This window comes from Sphingomonas sp. ID1715 (assembly GCF_013044515.1).
Classification (GTDB): Bacteria; Pseudomonadota; Alphaproteobacteria; order Sphingomonadales; family Sphingomonadaceae; genus Sphingomonas_B.
Window position 1 is genome coordinate 637,085 of the sequence record NZ_JABEPR010000001.1, and the last position, 25,230, is coordinate 662,314.

Below are 25,230 nucleotides of genomic sequence, written 5' to 3' on the forward strand. Positions count from 1 at the left end.
TATGCCTGCTTATCCCACCCCGCTTCGTCGCCGCGCCCGGCTTCTCGCCGGATGCGCCATCGCACTCGGCCTGTCCGTACAGGCGCAGGCACAGAACGCCTTCCAGGCGACCTTCGACGGCACCGGCTTTGGCAGCGCCAATGTGACGCGCGGACAGACGGTCGACGGCAAGCTGACCGACATCGTCACGATCAACTCCAAGCAGGCGGTGATCAACTGGACGGCGACTGGGTCGCCGATCCTCGACGGCTCGGTCAAGGTGCTCGACACCAACAACCAGCTGCTCTTCACCGCCGACGGCAACAGCGTCGGCAGCTACACCGTGCTGAACCGGATCGGCGTCAGCGCGCCGGGCACGCCGGCGATCCGCATCGACGGCATCGTCAAGAGCCAGCTCGACTTCGGCTATGGTGCGACCCAGCCGGGCGGCAGCATCCTGTTCTACAGCCCCGGCGGCATCATCGCCGGTGCGACCAGCCAGTTCGATGTCGGCAGCCTCGTGCTGTCCGCCGCCGATGTCGACTACGATTCCGGTTACGGCATCTTCCGCACCGATCCCAATGCCCAGACCGGCACGATCCAGTTCCGCGCCAATCCCGACAGCCGCGCCTTCGTTACCGTGGAGAATGGCGCGAGCCTGAAGGCGAACGACAACTATGTCGCGCTCGTCGCCCCGCGCGTTACCCAGGCGGGAACCGTCAGCGCAGCTGGCTCGATCGCCTATGTCGCAGCTGAGTCGGCCGACATCACCATCCCGGTCTCGGGCGGCCTGTTCGACATCAGCATCGGCACCGGTTCGGCGGTCGATGTGGGCGGCGAAACCACGCTGACCCACAGCGGCACGACCACCGGCCCGGTGGACAATGGCACCATCGCGGATCGCCGCATCTACATGGTCGCGGTGCCGAAGAACGACGCCGTCACCATGTTGGTCAGCGGCACGATCGGCTATACGCCGGCGGCAAGCGTCCAGCTCGCCGATGGCGGGATCGTCCTCGCCGCCGCGAACAACATCAACGGCGATGCCGTCTCCGGGCTGGCCACCGGCAGCAGCGTCCAGCTTGCCGGCGGCAGCCTCAGCTCCAACCTGAAGGGCTACGCCGACCGGATCGCGCTTTCCACGTCGGTCAGCAGTGTGACCTCGACGGGCAGTATCGAACTGCATTCCGACAATGGGGCGATCTCGCTCGCCGCCACCGGCGGCCGCAGCGTGACGGTGGCCGGCCTCACATCCTTGCTGCTGGATGACGGTCGCCAAGGCGCCACCATCAACGTCTCGGCGGACGCCGGGAGCACGATCGGCCTGGCGAACCTGGTCGTCTCGTCCCAGAATACGAGTTTCTCGGGTTCTACCGTCACGGGCGCCGATATCGGCCTGAACGCGGCGGGCGGCATCATCACCGCGTCGGACATCATCCTTTCGACGCAGGCACTGGGCTCGAGCGGCAACGCCGGGGTTGGTGGTGGAATCACCATCGCCGCGAGCGGCTCGGGCAAGATCCAGACGGGCAGCCTTACTGCCGTGACCATCGGGCAGGCCGCGGATTCGGGCTATGGGGCGGGAGCAGGCACCGGCGGGGCGATCACCACCTCCGCGACGGGCGGCGGTCTGATCGACGCCGGCAGCATTACCTTCCGGGCCAAGGGACTTGGCGGCAACGGCTCGCCCGGCGGCAACGCCACCGGCGGCACGATCGCGGTGAACGCCACCGGCGGCACGATCACATCCGGGGGCATGATCCTCGACGCATCGGCAGTCGGCGGCAACTCCTTCGGCAGCGGCAGGGCCGGGTCGGCGACCGGCGGCACGGTGACGGTCACCAGTGGTGCGGGCGGCCAGATCACTGGCGGCGGCACCTTGCTGGCGACCGGCACCGGCGGCAACGGCAGCTTCAGCGGCCGCGCGGGCGACGGAACGGGCGGTGCGGTGACGCTGCAATCGACGGGCGGGGCGATCGATCTTGCCGATGGCACCACCTTTCTCATCGCCCAAGGCATTGGCGGCAATAACCAGAGCTCCGGTACCCCCTCGACCGGGCGCGGCGGTACCGTGCAGGTCAGCATCGGCGGCGGCACGGGCTTGCTGAACTTCGGCGTCCTGAACCTGGTCGCGAATGGCGGCTTCGATGCCGTGAGGGACCGCTCGCCGGTTACTACGGAGGGCGGCACGGGCGTCGGCGGCACGGCGACCTTCGAGGTGAGCGGCGGGCTTGCCCAAGGCGACACCTTGTTCGTCACGGCAGACGGCCAGGGCGCCGGCCGGGAGAACGGCGGTACCGGCGGCAGCGGCTATCAGGGCCGCGCCGCGGTTTCGCTGACCGGCGGCGTGGCGGATTTTGGCCTCCTTCGCGTGCGCGCCGAAGCGCTGGGCGGCAACGGCAATAATCAGGATTCCGGTTATGGCGTAGCGGCGGGCTCGGGAGGCACCGCCGGCATCGGGACCTCTCCCTATCAAGGCACTCTGCCGGCCGGCGCCATCGTCACCGTCACGGGCGGCGCACTCCAGGCCGACAGCGTCCAGGTCAGTGCCGACAGTTCAGGTGGGATCGGTGGCGATGGCGACGATTTCGCATCGACGCCGCTGACGGGAACCGGTGGCGCGGCAACGGGGGGCGTGGCAAGCTTCGTCAGTTCCGGCGCCGCTTCGCTGAGCCTCGGCGGCCTGTACGTTCACGCCAACGCCAATGCACAGCCTCCTGCCGAAGAGGAACGGACGCGGGGCGGCCAGGGCGGATCGATCCGCACCTTCGGCGGCTTTGGCGCCGATGCTGTAGCAGGAGCAGGCGGAACCTCGATCGGCGGCAGTGCGACCATCAGCATCGGCGGCTCCGAAGGGCTGGACGTCGGCGCCATCTATGCCGAAGCGAACGGCTTTGGCGGGCTGGCCGGCGAGATCGTCGATGCGGACAATGAAGGCGTCATTGGCTTAGGCGCCGGCGGGCGTGGCGGCGATGGCAGCGGCGGCATTGCCGGCATCACGCTCAACACGGGCATAGGTCCGTCGAGCGTCGCCTTTGCGAGCGCCGATGGAACGGGCGCGGACGGCGGGACCGGCCCGGCCGGCGGCAGCGGCGGCAACGGCTTGGGCGGCAATGCCTCGGTCACCATCGTCACCGGCACGAGCAGCTTCGGCGGGCTCTATGTGTCCAGCAATGGAACGGGCGGCGCCGGCGCGGATGGCAAGGTCGGGACGGGTGGCGCCGGCGGCTTCGGCAAGGGCGCGAGCGCGGCGCTTACCATCGGCAACGGCGCGATCATCACTGCCCAGGGCTTAAGGCTCCAGGCCGATGGTGTGGGCCGGCGCGGCGGCGACGGTTCGGTGAGCGCGGTCGGCTTGGATGGCGGCGCGGGCGGCGCCGGCGAGGGCGGCACCGTTTCCTTGTCCCTCGCGAGCGGGTCGCTGACCTTGTTCGGTGGTGAAGGCATCTCCACCGCGTTCCTGTCGGCGAATGCCGATGGCGGCCAGGGCGGCCTAGGCGGCGATGCGCAGGAAGGCGGCGGCGGCGCCGGCGGCAACGGGGGAGACGCGACGGCGGGCACCATCTCGATCCTGTCGACCAATGGCTCGCTCGAGTTTCCTGCGTCCGAGATCAGCGCCGACGCCTCGGCAGGAACCGCAGGCTCTGGCGGCCTCGGTGCCGAAAACGGACTTAACGGCGTCGAAGGGACGGCGCTCGCCGGCACCATCTCGATCGACGCTCAGCACGATGGCAGCGGCACCGCACAGCTCGACTTCGGATTCTCATCGCTGAGTGCCGACGCATTCGCCAATGATGGCTTTGGCGGCCGCGCCGGACACGTGTTCGTCAACGCCGCGGGCGGCAGCAGCGATGGCGCGATCCGGTTTACTACGCTCGATGTTTCGGCGAATGGTGACGAAGGTGCCGTCGACGCACTGCCGGGGATACGCCTTTCTGGTTCTGGCCTGACCAGGTCCACGGGTCGCGTCAGCCTGGGCGCGGTGGGCGACGTCGTGCTCACCGGGCGCCTCGATGTCGGCGGATCGTTGGACATCGCCAGCAATGCCGATCTCAAGCTGCTGACGGGCGCTGATGTGGGCGTGCAGCAGAATATCTCGCTACAATCCGGCGACGACATCATCATCGGATCCGGCGCCCTGCTGCGGGGCACCTCGGGCGAGATCCCCGAAAGCGGCTATGGCGGGCCGCAGCTCGACATCTTCGCGGGCGGTGTGAGCCGTCGCGGCGGGATCATCGTGGAGGACATCTCGTCCTTCATCCTGGAAGGCAATATCGACGCATCCGACCGCACCGTCACCGTCCACGCCGATGCCGTCGTCGGCCGGATCGATACGCAGTTCAGCGCCGGCAACCTCTACGTGCTGCTCAACAACCTGCCGGAGGGGAACGAGTTCGTTCCGTCGGACGATCTCGGCCAATTGCGGCCGCTCCGTTCGCCCGCATGTCTGCAGGGCGACGTCTGTCTGGGCAACGTGGCCGTCTCCGGCGTGCTTGAGATCGGCAATGCCTTCTTCGGCATCCCGATCAACGTCCGGCTGAACGGCGGCGTCGACGCGGAGCGCGTGACCCTGCTCGGCCGCAATGTCCGTCTCGGCCAGGCCAACCAGACGAACTTCATCAAGGCGTCTGACAGCCTGACGATCGCATCACTGTCCAGCAGCCTTTTCCTCGACGGCGATCTGACAGTCACCGGCGGGACCGGCCAGAACTTCGTCGGCAGTGCGCTCAACATCAACGGAACCAACGCGACTCTGGGCGCCACCGGTCGGCTCGACATCTATGCGCTGAACAATGTCGGGCTGAAGTCGATCGACGCTGCTTCGGTGCGGACGGTCAATTTCGAAGGCACCGTTATCGAGTCAAACGGCATCAAGGTTGCCGGGCTGATCAGCATCGGCACCGCAACCGTCGACGGCGACCTGACGCTGGCCGCGGGCAAGGGCGTGACGCTTGCTCAGGCGAACTTGTCCGGCGGATCGCTGACGATGACCGCCGACATTGGCGCGGTGACGCTCGGCGGCGGTACGGTGGGATCCGCCGTGCTGCGCGGCGATACGGTGTCCGCGAGCCTGAACGCAACCGGTGCGGTCACGATCGAAGCACGGACCGGCGACGGCACGCTCGGGTCGATCAGCGCCGGGCAGTTGGACGCCAGCATTGCGGGCGACGCGGTCTTCACCAGCCTTCAGGCGGTCGGAGATATCACCATTGATGCCGGCGGCGCGCTCACCGGAGGCAGTGCAGCGGGCGGAAGCGTCTTCCTGACCGGTGCCAGCCTCAACGCCGACAGCCTTGTCGGTAGCTCCGGCAATGTCGAGGTGAACGTCGATGGCGACCTGGGCATCACCACGGCGAGCGCGGCAGGGTCGCTGTTCCTGACGGGCGGCGGCACAACGAGCTTCGGCACCCTGTCCGGCAGCACGATCGCCGTCTCGGGATCGCAGCTGGTGACCGGCGGCTCCGCAACCGGATCGTTCATCCAGCTCGTTTCGGACGGCGATGTCACGGTCAGCGGCACGCTCGATGCCGTTGCGCCGGAAAGCGGCTATGGCGGCGGCGCCATCGACATCTTTGCAAATGGCGATGTCGATCTCGGCGCAGGCGCGCAGCTGCTGGCCGATGAAGACATTACCGTCCGCGCCGGCGACGATGTGCGGATCGGCAACGGCGCGACCCTGCTTGCCGGGCGCAATGCACCCGGCGGGTCGGCGTCGCCCCTCTCCGGTCCGGGCCAGCTGCGCATAGAGGCCGGGGCGATCAACGTGTTCGCGAACGAGCCAGTGGGCGCCGGCAATGTTCATGCGATCGTGATCGGCGACGGCGCGACGCTGACCGGACGCACGGTAACGCTGACCGGCGAGGCGATTCAGGCGGCTACCGCCAGCGTCGTCACTGCGGCCAATTTGTTCGTGCGCATCAACGCCGCGTCGCCGCTTGCCGACGCCCCGCTCGACGATGGCGGCGCATTGCTGGCGGAGTGCGTGCGCGGCAATGTCTGCCTGGGGAGGCTTGCCGTAAGCGGGCAGCTACGCATCGGCGAAGACGATTACGTCGCGAACCGCGTGTCGCTCGCTGGGCAGATCACCGGCAACGACGTGCTGATCCGCAGCCGCGACACGCTGACCCTCGGCGACGACTTGGCTGCGGCCGCAATCGAGCTCGGCTCTCTGTCGGGCGACCTAGTCCTGAGCGACGGCGCAACGGTGCAGTCCACCGGTACGCTGCGCCTGGCGGCTGGCCGCGACATCGCCGGCGCGGGCGCGACGGTCAGCGGCTCGGCCGTCGACCTTGCCATCGGCCGCAACATGTCGCTCGGCGCGCTCAATGCAGCCACATTGCGCACCATCGATGCGGCAGGCGCGATCGTCGAGGCGAGTGGCCTGGTCGCGCCGGGCGCGATCACAATCGGCACGCTTGCCGTCAGCGCGAGCGGCGCTCCGTCGGGCGTGAAGCTCAGCGCCGGCACCGGTGCGGTCAGCATCGCCGATGTCCAGGTGTCGTCGGGCGTGACCGCCACCGGTACCGCCGTCAGCCTAGCCGGCAGCAACGGGCTGTTCGTCCAGCAGGCAGCCGCGACTGCCGGCGACGTCGCCCTGTCCACCGGCGCGGGGACGCTGCGCGTGAACGACGCGACGGCGACGGGAGCCATTACGGCGGACTCGGCGGCGGACCTGACCTTCGTGCGCATGAATGCTGGCGGAGCACTGACCCTTACCGCTGCCGGCGACATCGCCGGGGCGGGCCAGCTTCGCGGGAGCACGATCACCGTGCAGACTCCCGGCAAGCTCGACATGATCCTTGCGGGCACGTCCACATCCGGCGCGATCTCCATCGCGGCCGCCAAGGGCATTCATGCGCTCGGCTTCACGTCCGCGGGAACGATGACCCTCGCTGCCGCCGACGGGGCGATCGTCCTAAGCAGCCTGGCCGGCGGCACCGACATCGTTGCCACGGCCAAGTCGATCTTGCTGAACAACGACAGCGGGCTGGACGTGAAGCAGGCGATCGCCACTTCGGGCGACGTGACGCTCGGCGCCCTGGGCGGTGCGATCACTGCCGACGCCGTCTCGGCCACCGGCAATATCTTCCTCGCGGCGAGCACCGGAACCAGCTTCGGCAATCTGGCAGCCGGCAGTGCGGTCACGGTCGACAGCGGCGGCAATGTCGGCGGCGGCACGGCCAGCGGGGCCTCGCTTATCCTCGCGGCGGGCGGCACATTCGCGGCCGACACGCTGAAGGCCACAGGCGGGAACATCCAGGTGAGCGCGTCCAAAGGCCTCACGCTCGCGAGCCTGAACACCCCCGGCACGGCCACGCTCAAGGCGGGGACCGGCGCGCTTGCGGTTGCCGATGCGAATGCGGCGAGCTTCGCGGTCAGCGGGGGTTCGGTCGCTCTGGCATCGACCGGAAATCTGGTGGTCACGCAAGGCAGCGCCTCCGCCGGCGACCTGACGCTGGCGAGCGCCGGCGGCGATATCTCGCTCGCTCAGGCGAGTGCATCGGGTACGCTCAAGGCCTCATCAGCCGGCGCGATTACAGTTACAGGCGCGGCGGCGGGCAGCAAGATCGCCTTCGTGTCCAAGGATCTGACGATCGGCGAGACCGCCCAGCTCGGCAGCAAGACGCTGACCACCGACATCAGCCTGACCAGCACCGCCGATCGCCTGTTCCTCGGCGATGCGGCGGGCACTGGCTATCGCATCGACAGCGGCGAGCTGACCCGCATCGTCTCCGGCGGAGATATCTCCATTGCGTCGGCGCCACAGAATGTTGTCGGCGATGCTTTCGAGCTGCTCGATCCGGGCGGCACCAACATCGTGAGCGGCTCGCTGGTGTTCGACGGCTCGCAGCTGGGGCAGAACGGCACGCTGAAGATCAGCACCAGCCGCGCAATCGGCTTCACCGGCAACGTCCAGTACAAGAACTTCGTCAATACGCAGCAAGTGACCTACAGCGCCGGCTCTGACATCTCGCTGGCGGCGGAAACCGGCTTGGTGACGATCAAGAACAGCTCCGGCGGGCTCGCCGGCACGCTGGAGTTGAGCGCCCAGCAAGTCCACGCCATGTCGACCAAGGCGCGTTCCGAAATCCCTGGGCTGCAGCTGAACGAAGTGCGCCAGCGGCTCGGCACGAACGACCAGCTGGAAAATAACGGCGGCTACTTCCAGGCCAACAGGATCATCGTCAACATCGGCCGCCTCGCATTCATCCAGAACAGCGGCGCCAACGGCAATGATCCGAACCTGAAGCGCGGCATCAGCGCCAACGAGCTGATCTTCCGGTCCACCGGCACCCAGCCCGCCCAGCTGATCATCAACGGCCAGGAAGGCACCGTCACCGGCGAGGCGTTCGGTTCGGCCATCGCGCTGAACGGCACGTTCGATCCGCAATCCGCTTTCAATGGCTGCGTGAGCGGTGTCTCCTGCGCGCCCGTGATCGTGGATCCCGGTCCCAACCTGGAGCTGCCGGCGGAGATCCTGTTGTCATCCTCGCGCGACCAGGTGCAGGACGAAGAGGATGAGGACGAGAAGGAAGAGGCGCTGCAAGCGGCGCAGACCCGGCCCGATCCGGTGATCCAGATGGCGCCGGCCCCGACTTCGCGCTTCGACCCGCTGATCGACGAGCCGGTCACCGGCGCTGGCAACGAGGACCTGTGGGAGCCGACCACGCCGATCGGCCCGACGCCCTGAGTGGCCGGGGAGCGGTTGACGCTCCCCGGCCCGTGCCTCCAAGGGGGCGCGCATGAGCCTTCGCCTGTTCAACAGCCTGACGCGGCAGATCGAGCCGTTCGCGCCCGTCCATGAAGGCGAGGCGCGCGTCTACACCTGCGGGCCGACCGTCTATAACTATCAACATATCGGCAACATGCGGGCCTATGTGTTCGCCGACACGCTAGGCCGCGTGCTGAGCTTCAAGGGCTTTAGGCTCAGCCATGTCATCAACATCACGGATGTGGGCCACCTGACCTCCGACGCCGACGAAGGCGCGGACAAGATGGAGAAGGCTGCGGCCACCAGCGGCAAAACCGCCTGGGACATCGCCAAGTTCTACACCGACGCTTACTGGCGCGACATCGAGCGGCTCAACATCCGCCAGCCCATGCGCTGGTCGATCGCCACCGACTATGTTCCGGCGATGATCGCGTTCGCCGAATCGATCGCGGACGAGCACTGCTATCAGCTGGAAAGCGGCCTCTACTTCGACACCTCGACCGTGCCCGATTACGGCCGGCTGGCGCGTGCGGCGACCGACGCCGGGGAGAGCCGCATCGAGGCGGTCGAAGGCAAGCGGCACCCGACCGACTTCGCGATCTGGCGCACCACGCCGCCGGGCGAGACGCGGCAGATGGAGTGGGACTCGCCCTGGGGCCGCGGCGCGCCGGGCTGGCACCTGGAATGCTCGGTGATGTCCGAGGCGCTGCTGGGCTTTCCGTTCGACATTCACACCGGCGGCATCGATCACCGCGAGATCCACCACCCGAACGAAATCGCCCAGAACCAGGCGCGCTGCCATTCGGCCGACAGCGGCGCGCGCATCTGGATGCACAACAATTTCCTGATCGATCGCGGCGGCAAGATGTCGAAATCGGCCGGCGAGTTCCTGACGCTGCAGGCGTTGGTCGATCGCGGCTTTCATCCCCTCGCCTATCGGCTGATGTGCCTGCAGGCGCATTACCGCAGCGAATTGGAGTTCAGCTGGGAAAATCTGGCCGCCGCCTTCACGCGGCTGAAGCGGATCGTGATGGCGGCAGAGAGACTGCCAGCGGCCGAGGCTGCCGAACCGACAGACCGTCGCGTCACCGCCGAACTTGCGAGCTTCGACGAAGCCGTGAGCGACGACCTGAACACGGCCAAGGCGTTAACGCACTTCGAAACAGTCCTGACCATGAAGGGGCTGGACACGGGCCAAAGACGTCACGCACTCGCGACCATGGACCAGGTGCTCGGACTGCGCCTGCTCGAACTCGACCGGGTCACTCTGCGCATTGCTCCGGTGACCGCGACCATCAGCGCCGAGGAGATCGACGCGCGCCTGGCCGAACGCAAGCAAGCCCGCACGGCCAAGGATTTCGCCGCCTCCGACCGCATCCGCGACGAACTCGCCGCCATGGGTGTGGAGGTGATGGACGGCGACCCGCTCGGCTGGGAGTGGAAGCTTAAGGTCGATTAACAACGTTCTCACCTTGCAGGGATATAAAGATATCTTTATGTCCTGATTTGTGGATCGGCTGCTCGACATTTTCCGTGCGCTTGGTGACCCGACGCGGCTGCGCATCTTCGCGCTGCTGCGCCGGATGGAGCTGTCGGTCGGCGAGCTCGCCCAGGTGCTGGGGCAAAGCCAGCCGCGCGTGTCCCGCCATGTCCGCATCCTCGCCGATGCCGGGCTGACCACCCGGCGCCGCGAAGGCAGCTGGGTATTCCTCGCGCTTGCCGAGGACCCGCGCAACGAGCCGCTGCTCGCCGCAATCGAGCAGGTCTCCAGTGACTGGGGCGAGGAAGATGCGGCGCGGCTCGCCCAGGTCCGCGCGGAGCGCGCGCAAGCGGCCGAGCGCTATTTCGAGGCTCATGCCGACGATTGGGACGCGATCCGCTCGCTCTATGTGCCGGAGCAGCAGGTCGAGACGGCAATGGCCGAGTTGCTCGGCGGCGCTCCGGTCGGCCGGTTGGTCGACCTCGGCACCGGCACGGGTCGCATGCTGGAGGTTTTCGGTGGCGCCGCGACCCGCGCCCTGGGTGTCGACCGCAGCCCGGAAATGCTGCGTCTCGCTCGCGCCAAGCTGTCCGAGGCCGTGCCCGCAGCCGAACTGCGCCAGGGCGACCTGACCGCGCTGCCGCTCGCCGATGCTATCGCCGACACGGTGATCCTTCACCAGGTACTGCATTTCGTGCCGCAGCCCGGCGCCGCGCTGGCCGAGGCCGGACGGCTGGTCGCCGATGGCGGCCGCATGCTGATCGTCGATTTCGCGCCGCATGAGCGCGAGGAGCTGCGCACCCGCGACGCGCATCAACGCCTCGGCTTTTCAGACCAGCAGGTCGCCGGATGGCTGCAGGCCAGCGGCCTCGCACTGGCCGCGGTGAAAGAACTTGAAGGCGGCGAACTGACCGTCAAGCTTTGGCTCGCCGAACGGCCGAGCCTCGCCCGAAAGGAAGCAGCATGACCCTCTCCCTCGCCCAGATGGAGGAAGCCCGCCGCGCGCTCGACGCACCGCTGTTCGCAGACCTGTCGGGAGATGTCGGCGTCTCGTTCGAATTCTTCCCGCCCAAGTCGGAGAAGATGGAAGCGCAGCTCTGGGACGCGATCCAGACGCTGGCGCCGCTCGGGCCGCGCTTCGTTTCCGTCACCTATGGCGCCGGCGGGTCGACCCGCGAGCGCACGCACTCGACCGTTGCTCGCATCCAGCGCGAGACCAGCCTCAGCGCGGCGGCACACCTCACCTGTGTCGAGGCGACGCGCGAAGAAATCGACGCCGTCGCTGAGGAATATTGGGCGGCCGGCGTGCGCCACATCGTCGCCCTGCGGGGCGATCCGCCGGTCATGGGCGCCAAATTTGCCGCGCACCCTCAAGGCTATGCCAATGCGGCGGACCTGGTCGCGGGCCTGAAGCGGCTGCACCCATTCGAGATTTCCGTTGCTGCGTACCCCGAATTGCATCCGGATTCAGGCACGCAGGCGGTCGATCTCGACAATCTGAAGCGCAAGCTCGATGCCGGGGCGAGCCGGGCCATTACCCAGTTCTTCTTCTCGCCCGATTGCTTCTTCCGCTTCCGTGATGCGGCGGCAGCGGCGGGTATCGACGCGGAAATCGTGCCGGGCATCCTGCCGGTCTCCAACGTGGCCCAGACGCGCAAGTTCGCTGGGCTATGCGGAGCGGAAATCCCGGGCTGGATGGACCGGCTGTTCGAGGGGCTGGATGATCATCCGGGCGCGCGCCAGCTGGTCGCTGCCACCCTCGCCGCCGAAATGTGCCGCAAGCTTTATGCAGGCGGCGTCCGCAACTTCCACTTCTACACCCTCAACCGCGCCGAGCTGGCCTATGCCATCTGCCACCTGCTGGGCCTGCGGCCGGTCGCGACCATCCAGGAGCAAGCGGCATGATCCAGTCCGAAGCAGCGGCCCGCCTGCGCGCCGAAGCGGCCAAGCGCATCCTGCTGACCGATGGCGCCTTCGGCACCATGATCCAAGGCTATCGGCTGACCGAGGCGGACTATCGCGGCAGCCTCGACCTCGGCCATGACCAGAAGGGCAATAACGACCTGCTGGCGATCACCCAGCCGCATGTCGTCGCCGAGATCACCGAGGCCTATTTGGGCGCCGGGTCCGACATCGTTTCGACCAACACGTTCAACGCCAATGCGATCAGCCAGGCGGATTACGGCGCCGAGCATCTGGTGCGCGACATCAACCTCGCCTCGGCCCAGATCGCACGCAATGCAGCCCGTGCGGCAGAGGTAGCCGACGGCCGGCCGCGCTTCGTCGCCGGCGCGCTCGGCCCGACCAACAAGACGCTGTCGCTGTCGCCGGACGTGAACGATCCGGGCTTTCGCGCGATCGGCTTTGATGAGCTGAAGCATGTGTACCGCGAGCAGGTCGATGCGCTGCTCGATGGCGGCGTGGACTTTATCCTGATCGAGACGATCTTCGACACGCTGAACGCCAAGGCGGGGATCATGGCCGTGCTGGAGGCGGGGATCGCGCGGGGCCACGAGATACCGCTGATGATCAGCTTCACCGTCACCGACATGTCGGGCCGCAACCTGTCCGGCCATTCGATCGAGAGCTTCTGGGCCTCGGTGCGTCACGCGCGGCCGCTGACGATCGGGCTCAACTGCTCATTCGGTGCGCCGCAGCTGCGGCCAAGCGTCGCGTCCCTGTCGCCGCTCGCCGACACGCTGCTGATGGTCTATCCGAACGCCGGCCTGCCCAACGATCTCGGTCAATATGACGAGGCGCCGGAGACGACCGGCGGCTTTATCGGCGACTGGGCGCGCGAGGGGCTGATCAACATCGTCGGCGGCTGCTGCGGCACGACGCCGGCGCACATCAAGGCAATGGCGCATGCGGTGGCGGGCAAGTCGCCGCGCGCGATCCCGACCACCCAGCGCCAGACCTTCCTCGCGGGCCTCGACCCGATGCGCATCGCCGCCTGAAAGCAACCATGACCAGCGCTTACCAAGAGCCCGCCGCGGCTCCGCAATCCGCCGTGTTCGTCAACATCGGGGAACGCACCAACGTCACCGGATCGGCCGTGTTCAAGAAGCTGATCATGGCAGGCGACTATGCCAAGGCCGTCGAGGTCGCGCGCCAGCAGGTGGAGAACGGCGCGCAGATCATCGACGTCAACATGGACGAAGGCCTGCTCGATGCCGAGCATGCCATGACCACTTTCCTGAAACTGATCGCCGCCGAGCCCGACATCGCCCGCGTGCCGGTGATGGTCGACAGCTCCAAATGGGTGGTGATCGAGGCGGGCCTGAAATGCGTGTCCGGCAAGCCGATCGTCAACTCGATCAGCATGAAGGAAGGCGAGGACGCGTTCCTCGACCAGGCGCGCAAGGTCATGGCCTATGGCGCCGCGGTCGTCGTCATGGCGTTCGATGAGGTCGGCCAGGCCGACACCAAGGAGCGCAAGGTCGAGATTTGCGAGCGCGCCTATCAGCTGCTGACCGGCATCGGCTTCCCGCCCGAAGACATTATCTTCGATCCCAATATCTTCGCGGTCGCCACAGGGATCGAGGAGCATAACCGCTACGCCATCGATTTCATCGAGGCCTGTCGCGAGATCAAGGCGCGCTGCCCGCACGTCCATATCTCGGGCGGCCTGTCGAACCTGAGCTTCAGCTTTCGCGGCAACGAGCCCGTGCGCCGGGCGATGCACAGCGTCTTCCTCTACCACGCGATCCCCGCGGGCATGGACATGGGCATCGTCAATGCCGGCCAGCTCGACATCTATGACGCCATCGACCCGGAACTGCGCGACGCCTGCGAGGACGTGATCTTCGACCGCAGGGCCGATGCGACGGAGCGGCTGATTGCGCTCGCCGAGCGCTACCGCGGCACCGACGCCATTGCCGACAAGCAGGCTGAGGAATGGCGCGGCTGGCCGGTCGGCAAGCGGCTGGAGCACGCGCTGGTAAAGGGCATCGACGCGCACGTCGTCGAGGACACCGAGGAAGCCCGGCAGCAGTTTGCCCGCCCTATCCAGGTGATCGAGGGCCCGCTGATGGACGGCATGAACGTCGTCGGCGACCTGTTCGGATCGGGCAAGATGTTCCTGCCGCAGGTGGTCAAGTCCGCCCGCGTGATGAAGAAGGCGGTCGCCCACCTCCTCCCCTATATCGAGGCGGAGAAGGACGAGAATGCCCGCGGCAAGGGCAAGGTCGTGATGGCGACCGTAAAGGGCGACGTGCACGACATCGGCAAGAACATCGTCGGCGTCGTCCTGCAGTGCAACGGCTTCGAAGTGATCGACCTGGGGGTGATGGTGCCCTGGTCGAAAATACTCGAAGCGGCGAACGAGAATGACGCCGACATGATCGGCCTCAGCGGCCTCATCACGCCGTCACTCGATGAGATGGTGACGGTTGCCGAGGAAATGCAAAGGGCGGGGATGACCATGCCGCTGCTGATCGGCGGCGCGACCACGTCCAAGGTGCACACCGCGCTCCGCATCGACCCGGCCTATGACGGGCCGGTCATCCATGTGCTGGACGCCAGCCGCGCGGTCGGCGTCGCCTCGACGCTCGTCAGCGACACGCTGACGCCGGAGTTCGTCGAGAAGACTGCGGCGGACTACGAAGCGGTGCGCGTCGCGCGCGAAGGGAAGGGCCAGAACGAACTGCTGCCGATTGCCGAAGCGCGCGCGCGTGCTTTCGCTGCCGACTTCTCCCAGAAGCCCCCTGCCCCGCTGCAGCCCGGCCTTCATGCGATCGACGATTTCTCGGTCGAGCGTCTGCGCGCCTATATCGACTGGACACCCTTCTTCCGCGCTTGGGAACTGGCCGGCACCTATCCCGCGATCCTCGAAGACGAAGTCGTGGGCGAGAGCGCACAGAGCCTGTTCGCCGATGCGAATGCGATGCTCGACCGGATCATCGCCGAAGGCTGGCTGAGGCCGCGGGGCGTGGTGGGCCTATGGTCATGCAAGCGGGACGGTGATGACATTGTGCTCGACGCGGGCGCGCGCTTGCCCATGCTCCGCCAGCAGATGGCGAAGAGCACGGCGAAGGCGAATATGTGCCTCGCCGACTTCATCGACCCCGAAGGTGACTGGATCGGCGGCTTCACCGTCGCGATCCACGGCGCCGAGCCGCATCTGGAGCGCTTCAAGGCGGCGCATGATGACTACTCCGACATCCTGCTCAAGGCGCTGTCGGACCGTCTCGCCGAGGCCTTTGCCGAGGCGCTGCACCAGCATGTGCGCACCACGCTGTGGGGCTATGCCGCCGGCGAGCAACTGACCAACGAAGCGCTGATCAAGGAACAATATCGCGGCATTCGGCCCGCGCCCGGCTATCCCGCCTGCCCCGATCACAGCCTGAAGCCGATCCTGTTCGACCTGCTCGGCGGATCGCCCGCGGGCGCTTCGCTCACCGAGAGCTTCGCGATGCTGCCGACCTCGGCCGTGTCGGGCTTTTACTTCGGCCATCCCGACGCAGCCTATTTCGGGGTGGCACGGATCGGCCGCGACCAGCTCGAAGACTATGCCGCGCGCCGGGGCGTCGATGTCGCCCAGGCCGAACGCTGGCTCCGGCCGAACCTCGACTAGAGGGGCGCCGCCAGTTTCCCGGCGGCGCCCCTCCCCTTTGAACGAGATCAGGCGGTGGCGAGCACCCGCCGGCGCCGCGTTGCCGCGCCCGCCAGGCCAAATCCGGCAACCATCAGCGCCCAGCTGGCCGGTTCCGGAACGGCATTGATCGCGCCGAACCGGAACGTGTCGTAGCCGATGTTCGAATCCGGGTTGGCGTCGTTCTCGTCGAACTCCGTGATAACGATGCGAGCGATGTTCGCGCTGCCGGAGGTGAAGCCAAGGAAGAATGCGCCGCCGGCCCCACCGCCGACCGCATTCACGCTGCCACCGGCGATCGCGTTGTTGCTCCCATCGAACACCTGGAAGTTGGTGAAGGAACAGCAGTCGAGCGACTGGAACAGGATATCCATCCCGAATGCGCTGAGCGGCGCGGAGAAAACCAGGGTTAGACTGTCGCGCTGGCGGATGTCAGGTCCCTGTATCAGGTTCGTCCCGCCGGGAGACAGGACCTTTACGCCTGAAGTTGCCGGCAAGACGTTCGCCGGCCCGCCATAGCCCGGCGGCGAAAAGGTGTCGGCCGCGTTGACGACCTCAAGCGTGTTGCCGTCTGGATTGGAAAGGGTGACCCCGGCGATGGTCTGTCCGGCAATGTCGCCGCTGAGCGACTCGAAATCGATAGAGATTGCGGGGTTGCCGGCAGCGGCGTTGAACCCGGCAAGGTCGCCCTGATAAACCGTCACGACCGCCGAGGCAGGCGCGGCGGCGACGACCGCAAGAGCGGAAATCAATAGCGTCTTCATACGTTACTCCCCTGTGTTCGACACGGGAGCAAGCCGCGACCCAAAGCCTGCTCGGTTGTTGAAACGCGCAGCAGATGTCTTTTGGAGACCCGCCCATTTACCTTATTTCGCCGTGCGTCACAAATGCGGAGCTTCATGCCGGCACACTCGCTGGCGGCCCGCCTCCTTCGGCGCTAGGCGGAGCCGATCATGAGTGACGTCGAGTCGGCTGCAGCCTTTGATCCAACCGACCACCCGCATCGGCGCCGCAATCCCCTGAACGGCAGCGAGGTTCTCGTGTCGCCGCACCGGATGAAGCGGCCCTGGCAAGGACAGACCGACGAGGCCTGCGATGCACGCGGCCCCGCCCATGATGAGTCATGCTATCTCTGCCCTGGCAATGCGCGCGTCACCGGCGAAACGAACCCGGAGTATCGCGGGGTCCATGTCTTTGCGAACGACTTTGCGGCGCTGCTGCGCGATACGCCTGGACCGGACGCCGCCGATCCCCTGTTCGCGGCCGAACCGGCACGCGGCGAAGCGCGGGTGATCTGCTTTTCACCTGATCACGGCGCGAGCCTCCCGCTGCTGTCGCCGCAGCAGATCCGCGCCGTTGTGGATGCATGGGCGGAGCAGGCGACCGAACTGGGCAAGCGTTACGCCTGGGTGCAGCTGTTCGAGAATAAGGGCGCGATGATGGGCTGTTCCAACCCGCATCCCCATGGCCAGGTCTGGGCCACGAGCTGGCTTCCGGACGAGCCGGCGCGCGAGGATGAGCGCCAGCGCGCGTGGTTTGCGGCGCATGGCAGCACGATGCTCGCCGAGGCGGCCGAGCGCGAAGCAGCGGACGGTGCCCGCACGGTCGTGCAGAGCGACCGCTGGATCGCGGTGGTGCCTTATTGGGCAAGCTGGCCGTTCGAGACACTGTTGTTGCCGCGCTTCGAGGTGGCACGCATGGAAGACCTTTCCGCGCCCGACCGCGACGACCTGGCGCGCGTGCTGAAGCAACTCACCACCCGCTACGACAATCTGTTCCGCTGCTCCTTTCCTTATTCCATGGGCTGGCACGGCGCGCCCTATCTCGAGGCGGATACGCGCGGCTGGCAGTTGCACGCGCATTTCTATCCGCCGCTGCTCCGCTCGGCGACGGTGCGCAAATTCATGGTCGGGTTCGAAATGCTTGCCGAAGCGCAGCGTGACCTGACCCCCGAACAGGCGGCCGAACGGCTGCGCGCCGTCAGCCCCACACATTATCTGGAAGAGACGAATGGCTGAACAGGCGACGATCGAGCGGGTGAAGCGTGCCTTTGCGGAACGCTTTGGCGGGGAGCCGGACCTGATCGCCCAGGCGCCCGGCCGGGTAAACCTGATCGGCGAGCATACCGACTATAACGACGGCTTCGTGCTGCCGCTGGCGATCGATCGCGGCACCGTCGTCGCTGCGCGCCGCGCAGGCGCGGACGTGCGCGTCTATGCCGCGGACTTCGACCAGGAGGATCGCTTCACCTTCGCCGAACCGGTCGAGGGCAGCGACTGGCGCAATTATGTTCGCGGCATCATCGCCATGCTGGTGGAGGAGGAAATCGCGCCACAGGGCATGGAGCTGGTCATCGCGGGCGACGTGCCGCAGGGCGCCGGCCTATCCTCATCCGCCTCGCTCGAGGTCGCGGTGGGGCTGGCGGTGGCGAAGCTTGCCGGCGTCGAGATCGACATGACCAGGCTGGCCCAGCTCGCCCAACGCGCGGAGAATGAGTTCGCCGGCTGCGCCTGCGGGATCATGGACCAGTTGGTCTCGGCGCGGGCCGAGGCCGAGCAGGCGCTGCTGATCGACTGCCGGACGCTTGAATGTCGACCGGTGCCCATGCCGGACGATCTTGCGGTGCTGATCGTGCATTCGGGTGTGGAGCGCGGGCTGGTCGACAGCGCCTATAACGAGCGGCGGCAGCAATGCGAGGCGGCCGCCCGCCACTTCGGCCTGGCCGCGCTGCGCGATGCCGAAGCGGAGCATCTCGAAACGGCGGACGGACTGGACGCGCTGGCCCGCAGGCGCGCGCGACATGTGGTTACGGAGAATGCCCGGACGGTCCAGGCTGCGGAGGCGCTCTCGGGTGGGGATACGGCGAGGCTCAGCACGCTGATGGCTGACTCCCACCTGTCGATGCGTGACGATTTCGAGATCACCGTGCCGGCGATCGACGAGCTGGTGGCGCTGCTGCAGCGTGAAATCGGCGAGGAAGGCGGCGCGCGCATGACGGGGGGCGGCTTTGGCGGCTGCGTGATCGCGCTGCTGCCGCGCAGCCGGGTGGATCAGGTCGCGCAAGCCGTCCGCGACGGATATCGGCCGCCTAACGGCAAGCCCGTGCTGATCCATGTCTGCCGACCCGCTGCCGGCGCGGGGCTGCTGTCCGCCTGATTGCCAAGCGCCCGACGGAGGTGCATCCTCCTCCCAGGGGGAAATCGGGAGGGCTTATCATGGCAACGACTTATCAGGATCGCGCACCTGCCTGGTTTTGGTTGGCGGCGGGCATCGGCCTACTCTGGAATCTGATCGGAGCCACTTTCTATCTGGGGCATGTCGGCCTGCTTGGCGCGTCGTTTGCGCCCCCTCCAGGGCAGCCGGAGATGCCGATCTGGGCTACCGCGGCTTTTGCGATCGGCGTGTGGGGCAGCGTTCTCGCAGTAATCGGCCTACTGATGCGCAAGCGCTGGTCGCGTCCCTTGCTGTGGCTCGCGTTTGCCGCCGTGATCGTGAATTTCGGCTGGGTCTTTTTGTTGAGCGGATCAGGCGTCACCCCGCTGGGTGTGGCGGTCATCGTTATCGCGCTATTGCTGGCTTTGCTCGGTGACGTCGCCGCCAAGCGCGGCTGGCTGCGCTGAACGATCGGGGAGCGGCCCGGCCGCTCCTCCTCACTCCACCGTCACGCTCTTCGCAAGATTGCGGGGCTGGTCGACGTCGGTGCCCTTCACCACGGCAACATGGTAGGCGAGCAGCTGCACCGGGACGGCGTAGACGAGCGGTGCGATCAGCGGGTGCACCTTCGGCATCTCGATCGTCGCCAGCGCGCCTTCGCCTGCCTGCGCCAGGCCATCGGCGTCCGAAATCAGCACGACTTTGCCGCCGCGCGCCTGCACTTCCTGCATGTTCGACACCGTTTTGTCGAACAGCGGCCCTGACGGTGCGATCACGATCACCGGCACGCTTTCGTCGATCAGCGCGATCGGCCCGTGCTTCATTTCGCCGGCGGCATAGCCTTCGGCGTGGATATAGCTGATCTCCTTGAGCTTCAGCGCGCCTTCCATGGCCAAGGGGTAATCGGGTCCGCGACCGAGATAGAGCACGTCGCGTGCGCCGGCGATGGTGTGCGCCATCGCTTCGATCTCGCCGTCATGCGCTAGCGCGGCGTTCATCGCTGCCGGCACCTCGGACAGATGGCGCACCAGCTCGGCTTCGTCCGCGTCCGACAGCTTGCCCTTGGCGCGTGCCACATTCGCCGCCAGCGCAGCCATGACGGACAGCTGGCAGGTGAACGCCTTGGTCGAGGCGACGCCGATCTCCGGCCCCGCATGGGTCGGCAGCAGCAGGTCGACTTCGCGCGCCATCGACGATGTCGGCACGTTGATGATGCCGGCGGTGGTCACCCCTTGCGCCTTCATGTGGCGCAGCGCGGCGAGCGTGTCCGCCGTCTCGCCGGATTGCGAGATGACGAGGCCGAGCGTGTTGGCGCCCAGCACCGGCTCGCGGTAGCGAAACTCCGACGCGACATCGACCTCGACGGGCACGCGCGCCATCTGCTCGAGCCAATATTTGCCGATCTGTGCGACATAGGAGGAGGTGCCGCAGGCGACGATCACCGCGCGCTCGATACCGCCCAGGTCGAAGTCCATGTCGGGCAGCGCGACCCGCTCCTCGACCGAGCGGAGGTAGGAGTTGAGCGTTTGCGCGACGACCACCGGCTGCTCGAAAATCTCCTTCTGCATGAAATGCCGGTGATTGCCTTTGGAGATCATTGCGCCGGTGAGGCCCGACAGGGTGACGGGCCGCTCGACCGGCTGGTTGTCCTTGTCGAAGATCTGCACGCCCGCGCGCCGCACCACGGCCCAGTCGCCTTCATCGAGATAGGCGATGCGCTGCGTCAGCGGCGCCAGCGCCAAGGCGTCAGAGCCGAGATAGTTCTCTCCCTCGCCAAAGCCGACGACCAGCGGCGCGCCCAGCCGCGCGCCGATGATCAGGTCCGGCTCCGACTTGAACATAATGGCGAGCGCGAAGGCGCCGTGCAGGCGCGGCAGCACCGCCTTGACCGCCTCTTCCGGTCCCGCCCCGCGCTCGATTTCGCGAGCGACCAGATGGCCGACGACTTCGGTGTCGGTCTGGCTCCTGAACGTACGGCCTTCGGCAAGAAGCTCGTCGCGTAACGGCTTGAAGTTCTCGATGATGCCGTTGTGGACCAGCACCACGTCCCCCACGACATGCGGGTGCGCATTGTCCTCGGTCGGGGCGCCATGCGTCGCCCAGCGGGTATGGGCGATGCCGGATGCACCCGGCAGCGGCTCCTCGGCAAGCTTGCGGGCCAGGTTGTTGAGCTTGCCCTCTGCCCGCCGACGCTGGATTTCGCCACCGGTGACGGTCGCGACCCCCGCCGAGTCATAGCCGCGATATTCCAGCCGCCGCAGCCCGTCGACGAGCCGGTCGGCGACATCGCCCTCACCCAGGATACCGATAATGCCGCACATGGAAGTTGCTTTCTCTTCAGAGCAGATAAGGGACACGGATGCCCGGCAGATTGGCCGGGAAATCCTTGGTGTTGCGCGTGATCAGGATGGATCCGTTCACCTGCGCCGTCGCCAGAATATAGGCGTCCAGCAGTTTCATTTTGGAGCGGAAGCGAATGTCCGCGGCAGCAGTGGCAATGCGCTCGTCAAGTTCGACGATCTCGAAATGGGAGAGCGCCTGACGGACCGGCCCCCGCCGCTCCAGCGCTTCTCCCGCCATGACTTCCGTCCACACAATCCGGTTGATGCGATGCCCATTGTAACGCGACAGCTCAGCAACCGCCTCGGGACGCTGCTTCAGCCAGTCAATGACGATATTGGTGTCGAAAAAGGGAAGCGACACTGATCAGATGTCTTCGTAGGGGCGGCGATCTTCCCGCATCGCTCTTTGATATTCCACTCCATCGGGGATGTCGTCGCGGTCCTTCCACAGCCCCGCCCAACGCTCTATCCAGTCGTTGCCGCGGTCGTTCTGAACAAGATACAGCTTTACCGCCTCACGGATCGCCGCCGCGCGCGACTTCTTCGACTCGGATGCCAACGCATCGAGCTTTCGAAGATCATCGTCAGGAATGTCTGTCAGGATGCGCACGATATGCCGATATCATATCATGATATCGTGTCAAGACGACTTCTTGCGCGCCTGCATGGCCGAACGGAACTTTGCAGCCCAGCTGGCGCGGCTGTTTTGCTCCCCCCGGCCGAGCGCAAGCGCGTCCGCCTCGACGTCGCGGGTGATGACGGAGCCGGCTCCGACGATCGCTCCGTCGCCGATTTTCACCGGCGCCACCAGCGCCGAGTTGGACCCGATAAAGGCGCCGGCGCCGATCTCCGTCCTGTACTTGAAGAAGCCATCGTAATTGCAGGTGATCGTGCCGGCACCGATATTCGCGCCGGGGCCGATTTCCGCGTCGCCGATATAGGTGAGGTGATTGGCCTTGGCGCCCTCGCCCAGCCGGGCCTTCTTCACTTCGACGAAGTTGCCGACCTTGGACTTGCGGCCGAGCTCCGCTCCCGGCCGCAACCGCGCATAGGGGCCCACCTCGGCGCCCGCCGCGACATGCGCCCCTTCCAGGTGGCTGAAAGCGCGGATCACCACACCGTCCTCGATCGTCACGCCCGGGCCGAACCACACATTCGGCTCCACCGTCACGTCGCGCCCGAGCAGCGTGTCGTGCGAGAACCAGACCGTCTCCGGCGCGATCAGGGTCACTCCTTCGGCCATCGCCTGAGCGCGCCGCCGTTGCTGCCAGGCTAACTCCTGCTCAGCGAGCTCGCCCCGGCTGTTGATGCCGGCGACTTCCTCGGCCGACGTCTCGATGACGGCCGAGCTGCGGCCGTCCGCAGCCGCGAGCATGACAATATCGGGCAAATAATATTCGCCGGCCGCATTGTCGTTGGTCACCCGGGCGAGAAGCGGGAACAGGTCCTCGGCACGTACCGCCATCAGCCCGGAATTGCACAGGTCGATTGCGCGCTCTTCTTCCGTCGCGTCCTTATACTCGACCATCTTGGCGATGCGGCCGCTCTCATCGGCGATGATCCGGCCATAGGCCGCCGGGTCGGACGGCCGAAAGCCCAGCACCGCGACCGCCGGCCCATCCGCCCCGTGCAAGCGAGCAACTAGGCGCCGCATCGTGTCGCTGCTGACGAACGGCACGTCGCCATAAAGGATCAGCACGTCGCCGGAAAAGCCGCTCAGCGCCGCCTCGGCCTGCTGCACGGCGTGCCCCGTGCCGAGTTGCGGTTCCTGCACCGCCAGCGCTGTATCACGGCGGGCCAGCGCCTTTTCCAGCTGCTCCCGACCACTGCCGACAACGACCACCGTCCGCTGCGGCGCCAAGGCGTCCAGGCTTGCTAGCAGGTTCAGCAGCATCGCTCGGCCGGCGATCGGGTGCAGCACCTTATGCAGGTCGGATTTCATGCGCGTGCCCTTGCCCGCGGCAAGGACGATGGCGGCGAGTGGGCGCGGGTTCGTCACGGCGCGCGCTTGCCACGCCCGCCATGGCCGGGGCAAGGGCGGAACATGACGCGCGCTTTCGACATTGTCGGCTTCGATCTCGATGGAACCCTGCTCGATACGAGCGCGAGCTTGACCCGCGCCGTGAACTTCGCGCTCGCGCAGGCCGGCCGACCGCCGCTCCACATCGACGAAGTGCGGCCGATGATCGGCGGCGGCGCCAAGCGGATGCTCGAAAAGGGGCTGGAGGCGTCGGGTGGCTATGACCCGGCGGAAATGAAGCAGCTCTACCCGCAGCTGCTCGAGTTCTACGGCGAGAATATCTCGGAAGGGAGCGTGCCCTTCCCCGGCTTGCTCGATACCCTCGACCGGCTCGCAAGTCAGGGTGTGCGATTGGCCGTCGTCACCAACAAGTTCGAACGGTTCGCGGTCAAGCTGCTCGGCGAGCTGGGGCTGATAGGCCGCTTCGGGACGGTGATCGGCGGGGATACGATGGGGAAAGGCAATGCCAAGCCCAGCGCCGTGCCGATCCGCGAGATGATCGCGCGTTGCGGCGGCGGCTCGGCGGTGTTCTTGGGCGATTCCATCTACGACACGCTGGCGGCAAAAAATGCCGGCATCCCGAGCATCGCGGTCAGCTTCGGTTTCCTGCTTGGCCCGGTCGAGGAACTCGCCGCCAACGCGGTGATCGACCACTATGACCAGCTGCTTCCGACCTTGGAGCAACTGGTGAGCACCGTTGGCTGAGATGCGGCCGGCGCTGGCCTTGCTGTTACTGGCGCTCGGTGTCGGCGCCATGGCGGCGGCCGGTGCGGACCTGCCCGTGCTCGCGGTGGCGGGCTTGGGCGGCCTCGGTTTGATCGCGCTGCTTTGGCCGCGCAGCGAGGCGGAAATCACCGTCGCCGCGCCAGCTCCGGCGCCGCTGCCGGGACTTGGCGTCGACCTGCTCGATGGACTGGCCGATCCTGTGCTGATCGTGGCCGAGGGCCGCATCGCCGAAGCCAATGGCGCCGCGCGCAAGCTGCTCGGTCCGCACATCGTCGGCGAAGATGTCCGGGTCGCCTTTCGCCACCCTGCCGCTGCCGAGCGTCTCCTGACCCGCGAAGAGCCCGTGAACGCGCCGCCGGTCGAGCTGGTCGGATTGGGCGGGCGCGAAACGCGGTGGGAAATGAATCTGGCGCACCTCGATGGAGGCAAGACCCTCGTCCACCTAGTCGATCGCAGCGCCGGCCACGCCGCCGAGCGGATGCGAGTCGATTTCGTCGCCAATGCCAGCCACGAGCTGCGCACGCCCCTTGCCGCCATCATCGGCTTCGTCGAGACGCTAGACGATGAAAGCGCCGGCGGCGACCCCGCCACGCGCAAGCGCTTCCTGCGCGTGATCCATGACGAGGCGCGGCGCATGCAGCGCCTGGTCGAGGATCTTATGTCACTCTCGCGCATCGAAGCCGAGAAGTTCCGGGTGCCCGATGCCGCTGTCGACCTGGCGGACCTGGTCAAGGAAGTGCATGCGGTAATCCGCGACGGCGGCGACCCGCGCGGGCAGGACATCCTCATCGATCTGGACGAGAGCCTTCCCTTCGTCGCGGGAGACCGGGCGCAACTTTCGCAGCTGCTCCACAACCTGATCGGCAATGCGATGAAATATGGTCGTGCCGGTCGACCGATCACCGTGCGCCTAGAGCGCGGCCCCGGCTCGATGGTGCGGCTGTCGGTGGAAGACGAGGGCGACGGCATCGCGCTCGAGCATCTGCCGCGCCTGACCGAGCGCTTCTACCGGGTCGATCCCAGCCGCAGCCGCTCGCAAGGGGGGACCGGCCTCGGCTTGGCGATCGTCAAGCACATCGTCGAGCGGCATCGCGGACGCCTGGACATCCAGTCCGAACTGGGTCGCGGAACCAAGGTCAGCGCCCTGCTGCCGCCCGCACCGATCCCGCTGTCATCAAATGGCAATGCTGCTGTAACAAGAGGGGTCGCAGAGCAGCACTAAGG

16 protein-coding genes are annotated in these 25,230 nt (G+C 66.9%); 11 read left to right on the forward strand and 5 right to left on the reverse strand.

Annotation, left to right across the window (positions count from 1 at the left end):
* Position 1: 1 nt before the first annotated feature.
* The 6 genes from HJG53_RS03090 to metH are packed head-to-tail and all read left to right on the forward strand — an operon-like array spanning position 2 to position 15,747.
* On the forward strand, positions 2-8,671 hold the full coding sequence (locus HJG53_RS03090; protein ID WP_171127694.1) for a hypothetical protein: 8,670 nt from the start codon (positions 2-4) through the stop codon (positions 8,669-8,671).
* A gap of 52 nt (positions 8,672-8,723) precedes the next feature.
* Positions 8,724-10,151, forward strand: a complete 1,428-nt coding sequence (cysS, locus tag HJG53_RS03095) for a cysteine--tRNA ligase (RefSeq protein WP_171127695.1) — start codon at positions 8,724-8,726, stop codon at positions 10,149-10,151.
* A gap of 49 nt (positions 10,152-10,200) precedes the next feature.
* Positions 10,201-11,139, forward strand: a complete 939-nt coding sequence (locus tag HJG53_RS03100; RefSeq protein ID WP_171127696.1) for a metalloregulator ArsR/SmtB family transcription factor — start codon at positions 10,201-10,203, stop codon at positions 11,137-11,139.
* Positions 11,136-12,077 carry a methylenetetrahydrofolate reductase gene (metF, locus tag HJG53_RS03105; RefSeq protein ID WP_171127697.1) on the forward strand — a complete coding sequence of 314 codons (942 nt, stop codon included), beginning with the start codon at positions 11,136-11,138 and terminating at the stop codon, positions 12,075-12,077. The genes HJG53_RS03100 and metF overlap by 4 nt, the downstream gene beginning before the upstream one ends.
* The gene (locus tag HJG53_RS03110; RefSeq protein ID WP_171127698.1) at positions 12,074-13,129 is read left to right on the forward strand and encodes a homocysteine S-methyltransferase family protein; all 1,056 of its coding nucleotides are present in this window, start codon (positions 12,074-12,076) and stop codon (positions 13,127-13,129) included. The genes metF and HJG53_RS03110 overlap by 4 nt, the downstream gene beginning before the upstream one ends.
* An 8-nt stretch (positions 13,130-13,137) precedes the next feature.
* On the forward strand, positions 13,138-15,747 hold the full coding sequence (gene metH / locus HJG53_RS03115; RefSeq protein ID WP_171127699.1) for a methionine synthase: 2,610 nt from the start codon (positions 13,138-13,140) through the stop codon (positions 15,745-15,747).
* Between the two features lie 47 nt (positions 15,748-15,794).
* On the opposite strand, the gene HJG53_RS18305 is transcribed toward metH, so the two are convergent.
* Complete coding sequence (locus HJG53_RS18305) at positions 15,795-16,529, reverse strand: PEPxxWA-CTERM sorting domain-containing protein (RefSeq protein ID WP_217352574.1); 735 nt, start codon at positions 16,527-16,529, stop codon at positions 15,795-15,797.
* Positions 16,530-16,718: 189 nt separating this feature from the next.
* On the opposite strand from HJG53_RS18305, the gene HJG53_RS03125 reads away from it, so the two are divergent.
* The 3 genes from HJG53_RS03125 to HJG53_RS03135 are packed head-to-tail and all read left to right on the forward strand — an operon-like array spanning position 16,719 to position 19,385.
* Positions 16,719-17,783 (forward strand): UDP-glucose--hexose-1-phosphate uridylyltransferase, encoded by a 1,065-nt coding sequence (locus tag HJG53_RS03125; RefSeq protein ID WP_171127700.1) that lies wholly within the window; start codon positions 16,719-16,721, stop codon positions 17,781-17,783.
* Positions 17,776-18,921, forward strand: a complete 1,146-nt coding sequence (galK, locus tag HJG53_RS03130) for a galactokinase (protein WP_171127701.1) — start codon at positions 17,776-17,778, stop codon at positions 18,919-18,921. Before HJG53_RS03125 ends, galK begins: the two co-directional genes overlap by 8 nt.
* A gap of 59 nt (positions 18,922-18,980) precedes the next feature.
* Positions 18,981-19,385, forward strand: coding sequence for a hypothetical protein (locus HJG53_RS03135; protein WP_171127702.1), 405 nt, complete (start codon positions 18,981-18,983; stop codon positions 19,383-19,385).
* Positions 19,386-19,415: 30 nt separating this feature from the next.
* Here HJG53_RS03135 and glmS read toward each other — a convergent pair whose 3' ends face one another.
* Genes glmS through glmU form a run of 4 tightly spaced genes read right to left on the reverse strand, consistent with a single transcriptional unit; the run spans position 19,416 to position 23,259 of the window.
* Positions 19,416-21,239, reverse strand: a complete 1,824-nt coding sequence (gene glmS / locus HJG53_RS03140; protein WP_171127703.1) for a glutamine--fructose-6-phosphate transaminase (isomerizing) — start codon at positions 21,237-21,239, stop codon at positions 19,416-19,418.
* Between the two features lie 16 nt (positions 21,240-21,255).
* Positions 21,256-21,621 carry a type II toxin-antitoxin system VapC family toxin gene (locus HJG53_RS03145; protein WP_171127704.1) on the reverse strand — a complete coding sequence of 122 codons (366 nt, stop codon included), beginning with the start codon at positions 21,619-21,621 and terminating at the stop codon, positions 21,256-21,258.
* Between the two features lie 3 nt (positions 21,622-21,624).
* Positions 21,625-21,870, reverse strand: coding sequence for a ribbon-helix-helix protein, CopG family (locus tag HJG53_RS03150; RefSeq protein ID WP_171127705.1), 246 nt, complete (start codon positions 21,868-21,870; stop codon positions 21,625-21,627).
* 30 nt (positions 21,871-21,900) lie between these two features.
* The gene (gene glmU / locus HJG53_RS18515) at positions 21,901-23,259 is read right to left on the reverse strand and encodes a bifunctional UDP-N-acetylglucosamine diphosphorylase/glucosamine-1-phosphate N-acetyltransferase GlmU (protein WP_368039490.1); all 1,359 of its coding nucleotides are present in this window, start codon (positions 23,257-23,259) and stop codon (positions 21,901-21,903) included.
* A gap of 45 nt (positions 23,260-23,304) precedes the next feature.
* On the opposite strand from glmU, the gene HJG53_RS18520 reads away from it, so the two are divergent.
* A complete protein-coding gene (locus HJG53_RS18520) occupies positions 23,305-23,985 on the forward strand; it encodes an HAD-IA family hydrolase (RefSeq protein ID WP_254447483.1) in 681 nt (226 codons plus the stop codon).
* A gap of 1 nt (position 23,986) precedes the next feature.
* Positions 23,987-25,228, forward strand: a complete 1,242-nt coding sequence (locus tag HJG53_RS03160) for an ATP-binding protein (RefSeq protein WP_171128158.1) — start codon at positions 23,987-23,989, stop codon at positions 25,226-25,228.
* The last annotated feature ends 2 nt before the right edge of the window (positions 25,229-25,230 follow it).

Coding starts and splice junctions, on each gene's coding strand:
- metF (WP_171127697.1), top strand. CDS start 11,136: ATGACCCTCTCCCTCGCCCAGATGGAGGAAGCCCGCCGCGCGCTCGAC.
- metH (WP_171127699.1), top strand. CDS start 13,138: ATGACCAGCGCTTACCAAGAGCCCGCCGCGGCTCCGCAATCCGCCGTG.
- HJG53_RS03135 (WP_171127702.1), top strand. CDS start 18,981: ATGGCAACGACTTATCAGGATCGCGCACCTGCCTGGTTTTGGTTGGCG.
- HJG53_RS03110 (WP_171127698.1), top strand. CDS start 12,074: ATGATCCAGTCCGAAGCAGCGGCCCGCCTGCGCGCCGAAGCGGCCAAG.
- glmS (WP_171127703.1), bottom strand. CDS start 21,239: ATGTGCGGCATTATCGGTATCCTGGGTGAGGGCGATGTCGCCGACCGG.
- galK (WP_171127701.1), top strand. CDS start 17,776: ATGGCTGAACAGGCGACGATCGAGCGGGTGAAGCGTGCCTTTGCGGAA.
- HJG53_RS03090 (WP_171127694.1), top strand. CDS start 2: ATGCCTGCTTATCCCACCCCGCTTCGTCGCCGCGCCCGGCTTCTCGCC.
- HJG53_RS03125 (WP_171127700.1), top strand. CDS start 16,719: ATGAGTGACGTCGAGTCGGCTGCAGCCTTTGATCCAACCGACCACCCG.
- HJG53_RS18305 (WP_217352574.1), bottom strand. CDS start 16,529: ATGAAGACGCTATTGATTTCCGCTCTTGCGGTCGTCGCCGCCGCGCCT.
- cysS (WP_171127695.1), top strand. CDS start 8,724: ATGAGCCTTCGCCTGTTCAACAGCCTGACGCGGCAGATCGAGCCGTTC.
- HJG53_RS03160 (WP_171128158.1), top strand. CDS start 23,987: ATGCGGCCGGCGCTGGCCTTGCTGTTACTGGCGCTCGGTGTCGGCGCC.
- HJG53_RS18520 (WP_254447483.1), top strand. CDS start 23,305: ATGACGCGCGCTTTCGACATTGTCGGCTTCGATCTCGATGGAACCCTG.